Consider the following 17,856-nt stretch of genomic DNA (forward strand, 5'->3'; position numbering starts at 1 on the left):
ATTTGGAAGGTAGTTACGTAGAGATCGAGTCCAGCATCAAAAAAAATCACTTTAAAAATTCCCGAAATGATAGGTGATATTGTTTGTATCCGGTTCCCAGCCAATAGCGATTCCAATATCGAATGTGAGGTTGCTTAAACGAAATCTTGAGCGAATACCGGCACCTAAAACGGATCGTGAGGCGGACAAAGAGTCTGATTGATCAAGATCGGCCGCTGTTTGCGAAAACAGAACCAGGTAAATATTAGAGAGATAGAGAGGAAGCAACAGACCGCCATCATCGGGATAGATTATTGGAATGGTGTAACGCGCATCAAACAAACCGACGTTGTTGGCACCGGGCAGCGGGGTTTCCGAAAAGAGATCGGAGTATTGGGAGAGAATTCCAAACACCGGTACTTCCGTCTGTGTGTATACACGAGCACTCAGTCGCAGGGATTGATTCCATCGTTTCAATGGAGAAAGAAATCTTGAGATTCCGGCTCTCAGTCCACGGCGTTTTACGAGTGTTCCGTCCACTGAAAGCTGCTCGGTTTCGATGATAAACTGATCGGTGTTCAGAGCGTGGCGTCCTTCAATAAAAAACGACCATCCGCTGTTGGGCTGAACGTCTCGAGTGAATTGGCGAAGATTCCAATTAAAGACGGTCCTGAAACCAAGAGTATGGCGGGTTCCAAAATCAGAAACCGGCGTGGATGATTCATAAGGATCAAGAAACCGGATTTGAGATGCAAAATACTGTGGTTCAAAATAGAGAGAAGAGTAGCGGACATTGCTCTCCAAAGTGAGGGGAATGGGTATTTTTAGCGAAGCGCCCCGGGATTGCTGAAGCAATTCCTGGAAGGTTTCATCCTCTTCATCTACAGGAAAAGAAACAAAGAACGGTTCATCGTAAACTTCAACCTGAAAACCGGGATAGAATCCTTTGTAAATGTACGATGCATCGTACCAAAACCGTTCCGCCATCAGGCTCATATTCAGCGAATATGCTTGAGAAGTCATTACATCCACACTTTCAAAAGTGAGGCCCGGGCGATGGAAACCGTTGTCTTCTTCGTACGATGGCAACCACAAACGAGGCTTGAGCCATGCAAATCCTGTTGTGTAAGGTTCAGGCTGCCAGGCGGTTGTATCCACGGCGATATCGCGGCCCATTAATGGACGCTCGAAACTCATTTTTATATCTTCATCAAACTGCCAATCCTTTTGTGGAATTTCCTTCCAAAGGAGAGCATCTCGATTTATCGTGTGAATTGTTTGTTCGTTTTGGTCCTGAAGAACATAGGCAATTCGGGTGCCGTCAGGGGAGTAAGATGCTTCAAAAGCATTGAATTTACTGTCGGTTAGCTGATGAATGATTTCGGATTGAACATCGTATTCATACACATTCATTATCCCGGTGTGATCACTTACAAACAACAGTTTTTCATCCGTAGGATGCCAGGAGAGATCAAAAATAGAACCATTTTCAAAAATGATTGTAGGATTTTCATCCAGGATAGATTGATCATCATTCAAATTTTCAAACCAAATTCCCTGGCTGCTTTTAATTCTTCCGATGATGGCAACACTTCCCGGATCAAATGGATTCGGTGCCGCTTGCACAATTGTGGAATGTTCGGGCTTTGAATATTCCTGTCTGATTTCTCCGGTCTCAGGACTGATACGAACGAGTTCCATCTGGTTGGCCGCGGTTTTCAAGGCCAGCAGATCACTTCCAAACCTGGCAGGCGAAAAAAGCCGCAGGTTCTTTGTGATTCGATCAGAACGGCCGGTTTCAGGATTCAGAACGTGTAAATCTCCCCGGTACACATTATCGAACAGAACATGGCTGTGATATCGCGAGTAAGTGAGGTTTTGTTCGTCTTCTGAAAGGTCGTATACAAAATCATCTGTAATAGAAACTTCATCGAGCAGATCAACCGAATTCGTCTCCATTTGATAAGTAAAGAATCCGGTGGTTCGGTTGCAGGATTGACCAAAGAAAACCAGAGTGGTTTCATCCAGCCATTTCGGACGATGAAGGAGTTTACACTTAGCTGAGAAGGGTATTTCTTCTGATAATGAATCTGTGCTATTTGCAATCTCATCCAGCCGCTGGGATTCATTCTGTTTTTTCTCTTCGCTGAATTGACCATAAAGCTTCCCGGGCCAATACCCGGTTTCATGGCGGAGGGCCGTCCCAAATCCCAAAAAGGGATAGCTGTAATGATACTCAATGGCTTGCTGCATAGAATCATCCCCGTAGGTTTCCAGTAACCAATTCACAAATTCATATCCGCCAATGTAATGTCGGTTATAAGGTGGGGTGTACGTAGAGGTGTGAATGAGCTGGCCCATTGACCACTCTTCCGGAGTGCCCAGGACAGACCGGAATTGGTTCCGAAAGTAGGGATAATGTCCACGCCCGGCTTGTGGAATCGGATTATGGCTTTCGTATTGAACGGCGATTCCTTCAAGGAAACCGGCGGGAGCCGCCGTATGAGTGGCACGTCTTATGTCAGGACAAAAGAGTGTTAACAACCGGGTTACCGATGCTGGGTTCGAATTAAAGTGCATGGCGTGGACCAACTCATGCGGAAGGACGATTTCCAGCCAGTCGCCGGATTTTGGATTCATACTTTTACTGATGATAGGCGACAGTTCCACCTCCGAACGGTAATTAAAGGTGGTTACAAATCCGTTCGACCGATCATTTTCAGGATTTAATATAAATGGAAACCGGTGCATGTTTCCCCCAACCAGCTCCCCTATATCAGATGATTCACTTTCAAGGATTGATAATGATCGGTACGCTTCTTTTTGATACCGCTTTGGATAAATCAGTCTGAACTGTTCGGTGTTTAACTCCATCCATTCCTGGCTCGGCGGACGATACTTCGTATCATAAATTTGAGCCTGAACCGGCAATGCAAAAAGCACAAGAAAAAGGGACAGAAAGAAGTACCTGATCATGAGGCATGGGTTAATAAACAAGCATCCAGTAAAGGTAAATCAAAGCGAACACAGTAAGAAAAATAATACCACTAACGCTCAGCCAGTAAAGCCACGGTTTTGGCCGGAATTCTTGGGCAACTTCGGGTTGATGAATCAGTTTGTGATTCATGAAAGCAAGAACCGGCGCTGTGAGGAACGACATGGTGGTGGCCAAATCAATCAGAAAACGAAACCGGTCACCCAAAAAAATCAAAAGTAAAAGAGACCCTCCGCTAATGCCAACTAACAAATATGAATAGAAAGATTTTGAGGATTCTTTGGTTGTGTCACTATCACTTTTTAGGATGGTGATAATCTGGTCCATTACTCTCGGATAGGTATCGGTAACGGTCAGTGTTGTACTAAACATAGTGGTGAATGCACAGGCAGCAATCAACACAAACGACCATTCTCCCAATGCAGAGGTGTAAAGTTCAATCAACTGGTTGGAGAATCCGCCGGCGCTGGCCGCATACTCCCGGCCGGAGCCGTACATAACCATAGCGCCCAATGTAAGAAAGCAGAGTGCAATGAGTGCCGTACCGATATAACCGAGATTAAAATCGAACTGAACTTCGCTGAGTTGAGGTTTGTATTTGGTTTCGTTCATGCGTTCAAGCGTCCAGATTGATTGCCAGGCGGAGGCATCAATGGGGATCGGCATCCAGCCCATAAGTGCAATTAGGAAAGCCACCCCGGAGACCGTCCAGATTTCCGGTGCAATTATATCCGGTGGCGGAGAATATCCAACATTGGTGAAGGCAAGAGTCATTGCTACGACCGTTGAAACAGCAAGAGTTGCCATTAAAACTTTTATGGCTTTATCCAAGAGAGCGTAGGTATTTCGGAACAGATAGACCACGCAAAGGAGAAGGATGATAGCGCACCAGGTTGTTACAGATAGTTCTATTCCGGTCAGATTGGTAGCCAGACTCGCCGTTACGATTGTTACTGCTGCATGAACGGCAAACATGGTTGAAACTGTAAAAATGATGAAAATCCAGAGAGCAATTGAGCTCATTTTGGCATAACCCCGGATCATATTTTTACCGGTAGCAAGTGCATATCGCGGACCAAATTCCAGAAAAGGGTATTTGAAAACGTTTGCCAAAAGAACGGCCCAGGCAAGTGCAAAGCCGAATTCTGCACCGGCGCGGGTGGATTGTACAAGATGGGATACTCCGATAGCGGCGGCGGCCATAATCAGGCCGGGCCCCAAACTGTTTTTTATCCCCTGTATGGTAGATTTGCTCATCTGGCTTTTGAATGCTTGGTTCAGAAACACCCATAGAGTAAGAAATTTTTTCCAGACTCATCAAAAAGTCTCACCAACTATTTTTTAATCTTGATGACGGAATGGAACCTTTAGAGTAAAAAATTTTTTAATTTTTAATAAGAATCATCAAAACCTTAAGAAACAGAAGAGAAAGGATGGTAAGTGAAAGAACAATTCGAGATCTGATCAATCAAAAAGGTGAAACCCTTGTAACCATAACCCTTCCAACTCACGAAAAAGGAGAAGAATCAAAACAAGACCCCATTCGATTTAAAAATTTAATATCTGAAGCTGAAAAGAAACTTGAAGAGCGAGTCAAAAAAAATGGATTTGCGGAGAAATTTCTGAAGCCGGCCAAAGAACTTTTGGATACGCCGATGTTTTGGTCGCATCAAAAAAACGGACTGGCTGTTTATATCACCGAGGATTCGTTTAACTATTATAAACTGCCGTATGAAGTAAACGAGCAGGTATTGGTGAACGATCATTTTCTCATCACACCATTGCTGCCAATGACCAGTATGGACGGAACGTTTAGCGTGCTGGCAGCGAGCCGGAAGAATGTAAGATTACTGCGTTGCAGCAGAAATTCCGTTCACGATATTACACCGCAGGATATTGAAACATCGGTGTCTGATTATCTTGAGGTTGATCCGCAAAAACAACTCCAGTTTCATTCAGGCGCAAAAGGTCAGTCGGCTGTATACCACGGCCATAACGCCAACGAAGAGGACAAAATGGTAGTTGTTGAGGCTTTCTATCGTGAGATAGAGAAAGAGCTTACAGAGGTTCTGAACAAAGCCAACGATCCGCTGATAATTGTAGGACTCGTAGAAAACGCTAATCTTTATGAAAAAGTAAACAGTTATAATCGTCTTGTGGATGAGAAGGTAAATCACAACCCTGATGAACTTTCCGACAAGGAATTGCGAGACAAAGGCTGGGAAGTGGTTCGGCATTATTTCCTTTCGGAAATGTACCAGTCTCTCAACAAGTTTTCTGAATATGGCGAAGACAGGGTTTCCAACAATCTTGGGGAGATTATCGAGTCTACCGTGATGGGCAAATCGTCCACTATTTTTATTTCGCGCGGTGAAACCAAGTGGGGCAAGTACGATGAAGAAAATCATACGGTCCACTACAGCACAAACCCAAACGGAGAAGATGTTGAACTGTTGAACTGGCTTTCCATCACCGGTTTTAAAACCGGCAGCAAGGTGTATGTATTGCCTAAGGAAGAGATGCCAATCCGTTCTACGGTAGCAGCAGAATTTCGGTTCTAACTTTATATTTGTTGAATCCAATGGAAAGGCACAACCTTTTAAAAAAGGAGTGCCTTTTCTTTTTTGGAGTGGTAGTTAACGTTAGAATAAGCTCGTTTAAAAGTAGCAGTTTCAGTACTTTTTAAAGATCTGACTCATTGAATTTCAAAGGAGGTTTTTGCAACTCAAAATGTCATTACGATCGGAGTGAAGCCACATAGGGATGCCTTTGGCGCAATCTCCAATCTCTGCAAAAGAAGGGGATTGCTTCGCAGGCTCGCAATGACGCATTCAGTTTGGGCTGTAATGCAGAATCCTTCAAATAAATATTTATAAAATGCTCGTACTAGTTATTAATTGCGGAAGTTCTTCAGTGAAGTATGATTTGATTGAAGCTTCCGAAGAAAAAGAAATTTGCCACGGTATTGTTGAGAGGATTGGAGCCGTAACCTCCATTGTGAAACACGAACCGCTGCACGGAGAAAAGATAAAAGACACCAAAGTGATTTCGAATCACGGAGAGGCGCTCCAGGAGATCTTGGATTACCTGTTGACATCAGATGCGAAAATTATTTCGTCACCGTCTGATATTAAAGCTGTAGGCCACCGGGTGGTTCACGGCGGCGAAATGTTTAAAGATTCTGTTTTGATTGATGACGAAGTGAAAGACGCTATCAAGCAGGCATTTGATCTTGCACCGCTTCATAATCCGCCCAATCTGAAAGGCATCCAGGCTGCACAAGAGAGGTTGCCGGATGTGCCTCATGTTGCCGTTTTTGATACAGCCTTTCACCAATCCATTCCTTCGAAAGCGTATCTGTATGGAATTCCAAACCGTCTTTACAGACGTCATAAAATCCGGCGATACGGCTTTCATGGAACATCGCATTACTATGTGAGCCGTCAATATTATAAAATGACTGATAAGCCCAAATCCAAAACAAAGGTGATAACATGTCATTTAGGAAATGGCGCGTCTATTGCGGCTATTGAAGGTGGAGAGTCCAGGGATTCCTCGATGGGTTTTACACCACTTTCGGGTTTGGTGATGGGCACGCGCAGCGGTGATCTGGACCCATCAGTGCTCTTTTATATTGTGGAGAAAGAAGAACTTCCCCTGAACAGTCTGCACGCCATGTTGAATCGCCACAGCGGTTTGCTTGGCTTAAGTGGTTATGCAAGTGATATGAGAGATTTGATTTCCGAAGCACAAAACGGAGATCGGCGATGCCAACAGGCTATTGACGTTTTTTGCTATAACATCAAACGGTACATTGGGTCGTATTTTGCAACTCTGAATGGATGCGATGCTATTGTTTTCACGGCAGGAATCGGGGAGAACGCCCCGCTGATACGCGAGAAATCGCTCGAAAACCTGGATGCGCTTGGAGTTGAAATAGATCCAAAACGGAACAGAGAAGCTGAGCCGGGCAAAACTGTAAAAATCAGTTCGGACTCCTCAAAAACAGATGTGTATGTGATTCCCACCAATGAAGAGCTGGTTATTGCCATTGATGCCGCAAAACTGGCAACCGCACATGATCAGAGTCCCTGGGTGTAGATAAGGCGCAATAAAAAACCCCGAACTGCAAAACAATTCGGGGTTTAAAATCTTTTTATAACAGATTAGTTTCCGCCGTCATCGGAACCGCTGTCATCAGTATTAAAATCATCTTGCTGTGGAACGGCTGATTCAGTTTCAGAAGGAACGGAGAAATCTTGCTGTTCGACAGGCTCTCCAAAATTGGATTGTTGTTGAATAGTGCTTTGATTTGAATCAGCCCGGTCAATGGCAAAATTCGCAAGAACACTCAATCCAAGAAAAAGTCCTGCAAGAATAGATGTTGTTTTTGAGAGCAGGTCTGCGGTTCTTCGCGCACCCATTGATGCACCACCCGCCATTCCTGCTGCAAGTCCGCCCGATAATCCCTCTTTTTGTCCGGGCTGTAATAAGATTACAATAATCAGTAAAATACAGATGATTGTAATCAGCGATATGATAATTCCGTAAAGCATAAATAAAAATTTTCAGATTGTTGCAAAGAGTATAAAAATATCACTATTTATACTTTTAACAAAGTGCTAAAGATATAACAAAATGCACATCGATTCATTGTATGATAGTTTACAAAATCGGGGAAGAGAAACATGAATCAGGATACAATCGAAACCATTGAACGGCTCATAAGCAATGCGTACACCAGTTACAGCAACTTTATTGAAACACTTTTAATAGTAGTTGCACTGATTGCTGTTCATTTTATTGTGAACGCTATTGTCCGGCGGCAGACAGAGAATGACTCCATCCGCTACAAATGGAGAAAAAATCTTGCCTACTTTCTGAGTTTTATCGGGTTTTTGTTAATTGGCCGTATCTGGTTTGAAGGGATGGCATCGGTTGCCACATTCCTGGGATTGCTTTCTGCAGGTTTGGCCATTGCATTGCGCGATCCTGTGACGGATATGGCGGGCTGGCTTTTTCTGGTTTGGCGAAAACCATTTAGTGTGGGCGACCGAATTGAAATAGCCGACAGAAAGGGCGATGTAATCGACATCCGGTTTTTTAAATTTACCGTGCTGGAAATTGGTAACTGGACGAAATCAGACCAGAGCACCGGGCGTGTCATTCACATTCCTAATCACTATGTTCTTCAAAATTCCATAGCCAACTACACCAGTGATTTTAACTTCATCTGGAATGAAATTGAGATTATAGTAACCTTTGAGAGTGACTGGAAAAAAGCGAAAAAAATTATCACGGAGATAGTCAATAGCCATTCGGAAGATTACGTGGCCGATGCCGAGGCGCAGGTACGCCGTGCAAAAAAATCGTACCTCATTCAGTATAAAAACCTGACCCCCATTGTTTACACCGAGGTTGTGGATATTGGAGTGAAGCTGACCATCCGCCACCTTTCGCACGCAAGGAGACGACGTGGTTTAAATCAGCTTATTTGGGAAGACGTACTGGACCGCTTTCTAAAAGAAGATGACATCGACTTTGCTTACAACACGTTGCGTATCTACCAAAATCAGATAGAAGGGAAACCTGACCTGAAGCCCAAATCTACTTCGGGATAGGTTGAATTAATTTCGGACTGTTATTGGAAGGATCATTTACTTTTTTGCTCACCCTCAAAACGGTCAGGTCTGTCAGTGTGAAAATATTGTCCGTTCGTGATAATAACTCGGCTAAATCAATTCCTTTTTCAAGCCATTGCAGCGCCGTTGGTTGATCCAAAAGCAACGGCATTCGTGCAGACATCGGTTGCACAAGCGTATTCGATTCTGTAGTTACAATGCTTACATAATCTTCTTCACCGCTGATGTAAATTCCCGCGATCGAAGCCACCGCATCATTCAGCAACCGAACAAAAAACGGGTTGTTTTTCTCCTGGTTATCTTTCCAGATATAAAAACCGCTCAGTGGTAAAATGCATCGTGTAGCATCCTTTTCCTTAAGCCGGTCTAAAAGATTTTCTTTTTCGATTGTAGTTTCTTTTGCGCCGGAAGTACCGCTCTTTCCCCACCTTAAACGTTCAATTTGAGGTTCTCCATTTGCAATGGTTATGACAGGCAACTGGTGCCCCGGCGAGAGATTATAATGAGCCTCAAAAAGACTTTCCTTTTTTGTTTGAATATTATAATAGTTCTCTATTTCTTCTTTGCTCGCGAAGAAAGCAACTCTTTTTGCCATAAAATATGTATCTGTTTTCTTGAATAAATAATTGATAAAAAACTATATCAAATCAATCATTTAAACAATTCTACTTTAGTCATCAATAACTAAACAGTTCGGGTTTGTAGATTGATTATTTTCTTATTTGTATGTACAAAACCTACAACAAAAAGGTTCCCCGGCAATCAAAAATGTCTGCCAGGGAGTTGGATGTAACAGAAGAATTTAAAAACAAAAAGGATTGCAAAATTCAGTTGGAATGCATTCTTCTGGGATTTATTTTCAGAGTGTTGTAGCAGGTCTGTGAATGAGTATCGGGCAACAGACCGGGGAAACAGTTAATGGGTACATTTGCTGCTTCGCCATTGAATTAAGGAGTTGTCGGAATTTACAGAATGGTTAAGCTGTTACTGCTACAAAAAGGTTCTGTTTTATAAGATGTAGACGAGTGATCCGTTTTAAAACAGTGCTTATACTGCTTTAGGGCAGTTTTTTAAAGGTTGATGAAGAGTATTTTCGTGAATGGAGGCATGAGGTTATGTCAAGGATTATGATTAACTGAAGTGATTAACTCTGAAGTAAAACTATTTAGATTGTAGAAATCAGATTGACGTAAATGCTTTTTTGATCATCAGCCACACGGCGGAACTGCCGCCGATTTGTAAATTGAAATTTTGATCAAAAAAATGAAGAGGTATACCATTGTCGTTTAATCAATTTCGACTGAGTTCTGATATCTTGAAGGGGTTGAATGATGTAAAACTTGAAAACCCCTCATCCTTACAAAAGAAAATATTTAAGACTGTACAGCAGAAAAAAGATCTTGTCATAAACACCACGGTAGACGAAAACCCCGAGGTTGGCTATCTGATTTCGCTTCTGAATGAAATTTCGAAATCAGACAGAAGAGAGGGAACCAAGGCTGTTGTGCTAACTGCTACCAAAGAACGCGCCAAAGTTTTGGACGAATGGATTTGGGCAATCGGTTACCATGCATCCATTGAGAGCGCCTGTATGACGGATGATGGTAATCCCGAAGAGCAACTTTCTGCCTTGATGAAGGGGCCGGTAATTATTGTAGCTACTCCCGAACGGTTTTCTGATTTGCTGGAAAAGGGGCGAATTATTTTCAGAGAAGTACAGCAATTGATTGTTGACCAGGCTGAATTGATTGAGGACTGGTCATCTATTGAGGGTGTGTCGAACCGGGTGATAGGAAATTGTCAGCGCATTTTTACGGCGGCCAAAGACAGTAAGGAGCTTCGTGAGGCTGAGAATAAAATGCTGAACGAACCGGAGCTGGTGACTCTTTCAAAGAAAAAAACTGCCGAGCCAAAGTCGGAGTCTAAAGAATCCCAAAAACCGGCAATCACCAAAGATCTGACACAATATTATATCAATGTTCCGCCGAGATCCAAGATTTCCACATTGATGGCTCATCTCGATAATCACACTGCAGATTCAGTACTGATTTTTACGGCGTCGAGAAAAACGGCCGACAGACTCTACAAAATTTTGAGAAAGAGTAACAAACGAGCCGTAAGTCTGCATGATAAAGTAGACAAAGATACTTTTAACGAACGATTTGGACGGTTCACCTCCGGAAATGTACAACACATGATTGTAGGGCAAATGTCTGCCGGAGAGATTCCGCTGGATCATGCTGCACAGGTGATTAATTATGATGTTCCGGAAGATGTAAAAGAATACAAGCTTCGAGCCGATCTTGTTGGAAACGGGAAAGCAACGCGAATGGTCAGTCTTGTATCAAAGCAGGATCGGAGTGATATTAACTCGATTTGCAAATCCCTGGGATTTGCGCCGGAAGAAATTCCATTGCCAAAAACCGTGAAAGACAAACTTTCCTCCCGCGATAAATCCAAACCGAAGAGAGGGAAAAACAAGAGCCGGGGCAAGTCCAATCAGAAAAAGAAACGGTCGGCACGAAAGCTCAACGAACTGCCACGCCCTACTTTCGATCAGTTGGAGGGTGGCCGGTCTGGTAAAAAGAAAAAGTCCAAAGAGCAGTCCGGGATTATCGGTTTCTTTAAAAAGCTATTTGAGTAAGAGTCGCTAATAATTGTATATGCAAAAATCGAAGCCTTTTCTGATAATCAGTTTTGGCAAGATGAACATTATCAGGCAAAATGAAATCATAAATTGTTTGCTGATAAATCAAATTCCGAAACTAATTTGAACAAAGGCGGTTGATATAAAAAAAGCACAGATTCCACTTTGCTGAATATCACAAAATCAGGTGTTTGAAGGTTGCAGTAAGAGGCAGGATTTGTTAGTATAGGCTGAATGGACAAGGTTCCCTGAAGTCATGAAAATTTATCAAGTTTGGAGCCTGTTTAATCGTATATTTGTCTGCATCAGACTTAAAAAACTGACCATAAAATCGTATGAAATTTAACGTATCAAGCAACGATCTCAATATCGGACTCTCAGCCGTTATTGGTGCTGTTCCTACAAAAGCTACCCTGCCAATTTTAGAAACCATTTTATTTGAAAGTGAAGACGGACGCCTGAAGCTGACGGCGACGGATCTTGAAATATCCATCATCGAATATATTGATGCTGACATTGAAGAGGAGGGGGCTGTTGCCATTCCTGCAAAACGATTGCAGGAAACACTGCGTCAACTGCCAAACATTCCGGTCTTTTTTGAAGTAGATGAGGATCAGCACATTGAGTTTAAAACCGACAAAGGGAAGTATAAACTGGTAGGCGAAGAAGCTGATGAATTCCCGGAAATCCCAAATATGGATGGAGGTACATCACTTTCCACGGAAACCAGGCTTTTACATCACGCTATTGACAAAACCATGTTTGCCGTTTCCACCGATGATCTTCGTCCGGCCATGATGGGCGTCTTTTTTGATATCGGAACCGAAGAAACCAAGTTTGTGGCTACAGACGGTCACCGGTTGGTTAAGTATGTGAACAAGAATTTTACCTCGGAATCGCCCTTGTCTTTTATTGTGCCGGATAAAGCACTGAATTTGATTTTTCGGGCTTTGGATGAGAAGACCTGCGATTTGGTTGTATCGGATGATCATGCCCAATTTAAAAGTGGCAGCACAATTGTGATCACACGCCTGATTAATGAGCAATATCCGAACTACGAATCGGTCATTCCAAGAGATAACGACAAAAGCCTGCTTATTGATAAAGACCAGATGCTTGCCACGGTTCGCCGGGTTTCTGTTTTCTCAAGCAGCACAACACGCCAGATTCGGCTTAAGCTGGGGAACGACAAAATTACCATTCGTGCCGAAGACCTCGATATGAGCAGTGAAGCAAAAGAGACTCTTTCTTGCGAATATGGCGATGATGAAATGGAGATCGGTTTCAATGCAAAATATCTCGGTGATGTTTTGAGTAACGTTGACGGCGGTGAAGCGAAATTTGAATTTTCTACTCCAAATCGTGCAGGAATCGTGAAACCGGCTGAAGAAGAAGACGGCGAACAGATGCTGATGCTCGTGATGCCGGTGATGTTGAACAGCTATGCATAAATCCATCAATGTCTCGCATAATTACACTTACTACCGACTTTGGGTTGCAGGATCATTACGTAAGTGTAATGAAAGCGGTGATGTTGGATATTGCACCGGATGCACGGTTCATTGATGTTTCCCACGAAATTCCCCCGCAAGATGTAATGGCCGGCGCGTGGGTGGTTCGGAATTCCGCACTTCTATTTCCACCTGGTACCGTACATCTTGTCGTTGTAGATCCGGGAGTTGGAACGGATCGCACACCGGTTGCCATTCAAATAGAAGACCGCCTTTTTGTTGGACCTGACAACGGTATTTTTTCTTTGATTGGGGAAGATTACGAGTATAAAGCCGTAAAGCTGGAAAACGAAAAGTTCTGGCGAAAAAAACGATCCAACACTTTTCATGGCCGCGATATTTTTGCACCTGTAGCAGCCCATATTGCCAACGGAACGTCTTTGGAAGAATTGGGCTCGCCTCTCGAAAAAATAGTTACCTATCACTGGGCCATTCCCATATCAGATAAAGACGGAATTCAGGGATGGATTGTGCACATCGACCGATTTGGAAATTTGATATCGAATATTCCCTCATCTCTTATCGAAGAAACCATTGGAGATTCCCGCCTGAAAATTTATGTTGGAAATACCATTTTGGACGAAATTGTGACTACATTCGGAGCCGTTCCCGATGGAGAACCAGCGGCCTACATCGGCAGTTCAGACAAACTTGAGATTGCCATCAATAAAGGAAATGCCCGCCAGATGCTGGGCGTTGAAAAAGGAGCGCAGGTTTCGATTGTGGTTCAGAAATAGAGCTTTTAAAAATCGAATAGCGAATAAGGAATTCAGAATGTGGAAGAGATATAGGTTCGATGAAAAATACAATGCCTGTATCGCGTAACTCTGCAAAAAAGTTTGCGTATCAAAAAGAGTCCAACCAATCTTATGATGCATGAAATTTGAAGTTCGTTCTCCGCTACATGACCAGGAATCAATTTTTATTCCGTCAGAGGTAGATCATCTTGCCAAACCATTTAACGGAACGGTGTGCTCAAGAAAAGGTGATGAGTATGCCATAGAGAACAATATTGTAGATCTTTTGCCGAAAGAGAGAGAATATACATTGGCTCAAAGCTCAAATAACTGGGCCATAACAGCTTCTGTTTATGAGGATTTATGGCGGGTTCGCTCGCTATCCCTTTTAACCGGTGAACCTTTTCCTATTGAGAAAGAAAAAGAACTTTTGAATCAGTGGGTGAACCCACAACCCGGTAAAACCTACCTTGATGTGGGCTGCTCAACCGCCATGTATGCCCGGGCTTTGAAAAAAGCTGAACCCAAAAGCCGGATGGTAGCAATTGACTACTCAGAAGCCATGCTGGTGGAGGCCCGCATGAAAGCCGAAGCCAATCAAACCGATATTTTGTTGATTCGTGCTGATGCAAGAGAGATGCCGTTCTTCGCCAAAACTTTTGACGGAATTGCCATGGGAGGCACACTGAATGAATTAGGTGATGAGTTAAAAGTACTCTTCGAATGTCGAAGAGTTTTGAAGGACGACGGTACCATGTTTATGATGCATCTCATCAAATCGGAAACATGGTACGGTTGGATTTTTCAAAACTCAGCCGAGTGGAGCGGCCTGAAATTCTGGACTGTTGAAGAGAGCAATGAATTATTCCAGAGATCCGGTTTCAGAGTAGTAGATCAGATCACAAAAGGAATTGTTTGCTTTACGAAGCTGGCTGTGGTTTAAGAAAACCAGTTTCCCGTGGTCATTGCGAGCAACGCGAAGCAATCTCATGTCGTTGTCCCATGCAACAGGCAGAGGATCACTTTTGGAGATTGCCGCGGTCGGCAAGCTCCCTCGCAATGACTTAAAACTACACCCGATGACTTGTCAGATAAAAAAATCAATCCTCTTCCTGCCACCGCAAAATTGGATACCCGTCCGCAGTGATCGTCCAGATATTTTCCCAGTCAAACTCCGGCATGTTTTCCTGGGCGGACGGGCCTGTGATTTGTTCGGTTGTGAGACTCACGGTTCCATCCGAATTCCCTGCGCCTGTGCCGGTGTTTACTCCAGTTGCAGTTTTATCCCAATAGCTGGATTCAATCACGCCCTCATTCAAACCGGCAACGCCACCAACTGCTGAGCTAGGCTCACTTGCGAGTTTACCGGCTGAATATGAGGTAGTGATGGTTCCATCTGCCTTGTTAATGCCTGCAATTCCTCCAATTTTTTCCGCTTCTGAAGATACGTTAAAATCGCTCAGTGAGTAGGAGTCTTTAATTTCTGCAAGATTTATTGCGGCAATTCCTCCTGAAGCATTACCGAAATCGGAGATCTCACCCGACGAGTAAGAAGCAACAATAGATCCAAACAGGTTGTATGCCACCAACCCCCCAGCCGTGGAACCTAAAACATTTCCAGTAGCATACGAATTGGAAATAGTGAAAGTATTGTACGCAGTCAACCCACCCGCAGTACCCGCTGTAGATATACAACCTGAGGCTCCAGAATTGATGATCTCTCCTGTATTTCCTCCGGCAAGCACTCCGGAGTATCTTGGGCTGCTAATACTTACATTAGAATATGACTGATCAATGAATCCTGAGTTGTAACCTACAAGACCACCAACATGATTTTTTTCAATGCTGAGGTGGCCGATAGATGATGAATTTCGAATGAGGCCGCCATCCCCATTATAACCTACCAGTAATCCTGCCGATTCAATGTCATCGATAATGATGATGATATCATCCGCTTTTTCAACAGAACTAGTCTGTAATAAAGCATTTGTTGGGATTTTTAAATTATCGCAATTTGGCCCCTGGGATTGTATGAGTTGTACATTCTCAATTATACCGGCCTTTACAAAACCGAATAAACCGACATTTGAAACACTGAAGCTAAGTTTAATATTGCTAATAGTGTACCCATTGCCATTATAGCTTCCCCGAAAAGGACTACCGATATTTCCTATCGGCAGAAAGCCTTTTCCATCATTAAATTCAGCGCTCTCAGAGGCATCAATGTCTTTTACCTGGATGAAGTGTTTGCCAAGATTCTCCTCCTCCCCAATTTGCTGAAGTTGTTTGGCTGTGGAGATTTGATAAGGGTTTTCTACGGTTCCTTTGCCTCCATCAAATGGATTATCGGAACCAAGGATGCCACAGGATGAAATCAGGATAAAACAAAGAAGGAATGGAAGAATTGTTTTCATGCTTGATGATGTTTCTTAGAATTAGAACCTCTCTCTTCTACATTTTACATCTTTACTACTTTTTAAACAATTGAAGATAACAGGTATGGAAGTTGTTAGCATTTGAGTGAAGTGAAATTCGGTTAGCATTCGTTTTTCCAGTTATCAGATGAGTAACAAGAACTCAAGAATGCTGTTACCAGCCCAATCACTCATTCGATGACTTCACTTCTCAGATCGCATATCTCCAATCTAAAATCAATTTACATCCTGTCCGGTGCATCAATTCCCAGAATTCCGAGTCCATTTGCCAGCACTGTTGCGGTGGCTTTAGCGAGGCTGCTTCGGGCATGCATCAGCGCTTCTTCTTCACCGATAATCCGGCAATCGTGGTAAAACGAGGTGAACGTGGAAGCGAGTTCATTCAGATACGTAATCAGTCGGTGGGGTTCGCGGTGGAGTACGGCGAGAGAAATGGCCTCAGGAAATGCAATCAGTTTTTTGATGAGTGTAATTTCCGATTCGTGTTTGAGAACGGACAGGTCCACATCATCAGAAAAGTCGGCAACTTCATCAATTTTTCGAAGGATCGACTGAATTCGTGCATGCGCATACTGAAGGTAGAAAACCGGATTTTTTTCGCTGGCTTCTTTCGCCTGATTTACATCAAATTCAAGATGCGTGTTGGGTGATCGCATCAAAAAGAAAAAGCGTGTAACGTCTTCGCCAACTTCATCCATCAGTTCTTCAAGCGTCACAAAATTGGCTTTTCGGGTACTCATTTTGAACGGCTTGCCGTCTTTCACCAATGTGACAAACTGGTACACCAGAACTTCCACTTTCTCTTTATCATATCCCAGCACTTCTATGCCGCTTAGCACATCGGGATAGGTGTCAATATGATCGGCGCCAAAAACATCAATACAGAGATTGTATCCACGGTCCAGCTTGTTGGCATGATAAGCGATATCCGGTAGCCGATAAGTTGGCTCGCCGGTACTTTTGATCAGAACGGTATCCTGCTCTTTACCAAATTCTGTAGTTTTGAACCAAACGGCGCCGTCTTTGTCATAAGCGAGATCTTTTTCACGAAGCGTTTTCACCACCTCATCAATAGAGCCATCTTCATATAAAGTGTGCTCGTTAAAATGGGAGTCCATTTCGATATTCATCCGTTTGAGGGTGTTGGAAATATCATCAAAAATGACTGATTCTGCCTTTTCTTTAAAAACCTTTTCGTCTTTTTCACTGGCCAGTTTATCGCCATGTTCCTCAATCAATTCTTTTGCAATATCCCGGATGTATTCTCCCTCATATCCTCCTTCCGGGAATTCGAAATCAAGGCCGAGTTCCTCAAGGTAACGTGCCTGAACACTAAGGCCGAGCATTCTCATTTGGCGCCCGGCGTTGTTGAAGTAATATTCGCGCTGAACATCGGCGCCGGTCCATTCAAGCAGGCGGGAAACCGTATCACCCAAAACCGCATTGCGTCCGTGGCCGACCGTAAGTGGTCCGGTTGGGTTGGCACTTACAAACTCCACGAGGCATTTGATGCCGTCATTTTCTTTCGTCCGGCCGAAATGTTCTCCCGATTTAAGGATTTCTGCAAGCTCATCATACAAGTAGTCCTCGGTATACCTGAAATTGATGAAGCCGGGGCCGGCAATTTCAACAGCTTTAATTTTTTGGGGATCCGTTTCAAGATTGGAAATCAAATCTTCCGCAATAGCACGAGGATTTTTCTTAAGAATTTTAGGCAAAACCATTGCGATATTTGTAGCGGCATCGCCATGAGAAAGATCCTTTGGAGTCTCAATCTTGATTTGTGGAATTTGGTCCTCGGAAAGCCCGAGCTTCAAAAGTGCTTCTGAAATCTTTTGCTGTAAATAGGTTTCCATGAATGGAAAATCAGTATTTGATTAAGTATAAATTGACGGTTTGATAAGGGAATA

Annotated in this window: 13 protein-coding genes; 7 read left to right on the plus strand and 6 right to left on the minus strand. The window is 43.3% G+C overall.

Annotation, left to right across the window (positions count from 1 at the left end; all coding sequences use genetic code 11):
- Positions 1–51: 51 nt before the first annotated feature.
- Positions 52–2,955: a hypothetical protein gene (locus L0B18_RS04145; protein ID WP_234568131.1), complete on the minus strand. Its 2,904-nt coding sequence runs from the start codon at positions 2,953–2,955 to the stop codon at positions 52–54.
- A 10-nt stretch (positions 2,956–2,965) separates the two neighbouring features.
- Positions 2,966–4,231: an Nramp family divalent metal transporter gene (locus L0B18_RS04150; RefSeq protein WP_234568134.1), complete on the minus strand. Its 1,266-nt coding sequence runs from the start codon at positions 4,229–4,231 to the stop codon at positions 2,966–2,968.
- Between the two features lie 176 nt (positions 4,232–4,407).
- Here L0B18_RS04150 and L0B18_RS04155 point away from each other — a divergent pair, with 176 nt between their 5' ends.
- Positions 4,408–5,535 (plus strand): baeRF7 domain-containing protein, encoded by a 1,128-nt coding sequence (locus L0B18_RS04155; protein WP_234568136.1) that lies wholly within the window; start codon positions 4,408–4,410, stop codon positions 5,533–5,535.
- 316 nt (positions 5,536–5,851) lie between these two features.
- The gene (locus tag L0B18_RS04160) at positions 5,852–7,075 is read left to right on the plus strand and encodes an acetate/propionate family kinase (protein WP_234568137.1); all 1,224 of its coding nucleotides are present in this window, start codon (positions 5,852–5,854) and stop codon (positions 7,073–7,075) included.
- 65 nt (positions 7,076–7,140) lie between these two features.
- Here the strand turns inward: L0B18_RS04160 and secG are convergent, their stop codons facing one another.
- Complete coding sequence (gene secG, locus L0B18_RS04165; RefSeq protein WP_234568139.1) at positions 7,141–7,530, minus strand: preprotein translocase subunit SecG; 390 nt, start codon at positions 7,528–7,530, stop codon at positions 7,141–7,143.
- A gap of 132 nt (positions 7,531–7,662) precedes the next feature.
- Between secG and L0B18_RS04170 the strand changes: the two genes are divergently transcribed.
- Positions 7,663–8,595 carry a mechanosensitive ion channel family protein gene (locus L0B18_RS04170; protein ID WP_234568141.1) on the plus strand — a complete coding sequence of 311 codons (933 nt, stop codon included), beginning with the start codon at positions 7,663–7,665 and terminating at the stop codon, positions 8,593–8,595.
- Here L0B18_RS04170 and L0B18_RS04175 read toward each other — a convergent pair.
- Positions 8,582–9,211 (minus strand): SOS response-associated peptidase, encoded by a 630-nt coding sequence (locus L0B18_RS04175; RefSeq protein WP_234568143.1) that lies wholly within the window; start codon positions 9,209–9,211, stop codon positions 8,582–8,584. The two genes, L0B18_RS04170 and L0B18_RS04175, sit on opposite strands and share 14 nt — an antisense overlap.
- A gap of 684 nt (positions 9,212–9,895) precedes the next feature.
- Between L0B18_RS04175 and L0B18_RS04180 the strand changes: the two genes are divergently transcribed.
- The 4 genes from L0B18_RS04180 to L0B18_RS04195 all read left to right on the plus strand — a co-directional run bounded on the left by L0B18_RS04180 (position 9,896) and on the right by L0B18_RS04195 (position 14,454).
- On the plus strand, positions 9,896–11,260 hold the full coding sequence (locus tag L0B18_RS04180) for a DEAD/DEAH box helicase (RefSeq protein ID WP_234568145.1): 1,365 nt from the start codon (positions 9,896–9,898) through the stop codon (positions 11,258–11,260).
- A 338-nt stretch (positions 11,261–11,598) separates the two neighbouring features.
- On the plus strand, positions 11,599–12,714 hold the full coding sequence (gene dnaN, locus L0B18_RS04185) for a DNA polymerase III subunit beta (RefSeq protein ID WP_234568147.1): 1,116 nt from the start codon (positions 11,599–11,601) through the stop codon (positions 12,712–12,714).
- Positions 12,715–12,722: 8 nt separating this feature from the next.
- Positions 12,723–13,511, plus strand: coding sequence for an SAM hydrolase/SAM-dependent halogenase family protein (locus L0B18_RS04190; protein ID WP_234568149.1), 789 nt, complete (start codon positions 12,723–12,725; stop codon positions 13,509–13,511).
- 139 nt (positions 13,512–13,650) lie between these two features.
- On the plus strand, positions 13,651–14,454 hold the full coding sequence (locus tag L0B18_RS04195; RefSeq protein ID WP_234568151.1) for a class I SAM-dependent methyltransferase: 804 nt from the start codon (positions 13,651–13,653) through the stop codon (positions 14,452–14,454).
- Positions 14,455–14,611: 157 nt separating this feature from the next.
- Here the strand turns inward: L0B18_RS04195 and L0B18_RS04200 are convergent, their stop codons facing one another.
- Positions 14,612–15,925 (minus strand): hypothetical protein, encoded by a 1,314-nt coding sequence (locus L0B18_RS04200; RefSeq protein ID WP_234568153.1) that lies wholly within the window; start codon positions 15,923–15,925, stop codon positions 14,612–14,614.
- A 242-nt stretch (positions 15,926–16,167) separates the two neighbouring features.
- Positions 16,168–17,802, minus strand: coding sequence for an arginine--tRNA ligase (gene argS, locus L0B18_RS04205; protein ID WP_234568154.1), 1,635 nt, complete (start codon positions 17,800–17,802; stop codon positions 16,168–16,170).
- Positions 17,803–17,856: the final 54 nt, after the last annotated feature.

Origin of the sequence: Rhodohalobacter sp. 614A (assembly GCF_021462415.1) — a bacterium.
Classification (GTDB): domain Bacteria; phylum Bacteroidota; class Rhodothermia; order Balneolales; family Balneolaceae; genus Rhodohalobacter.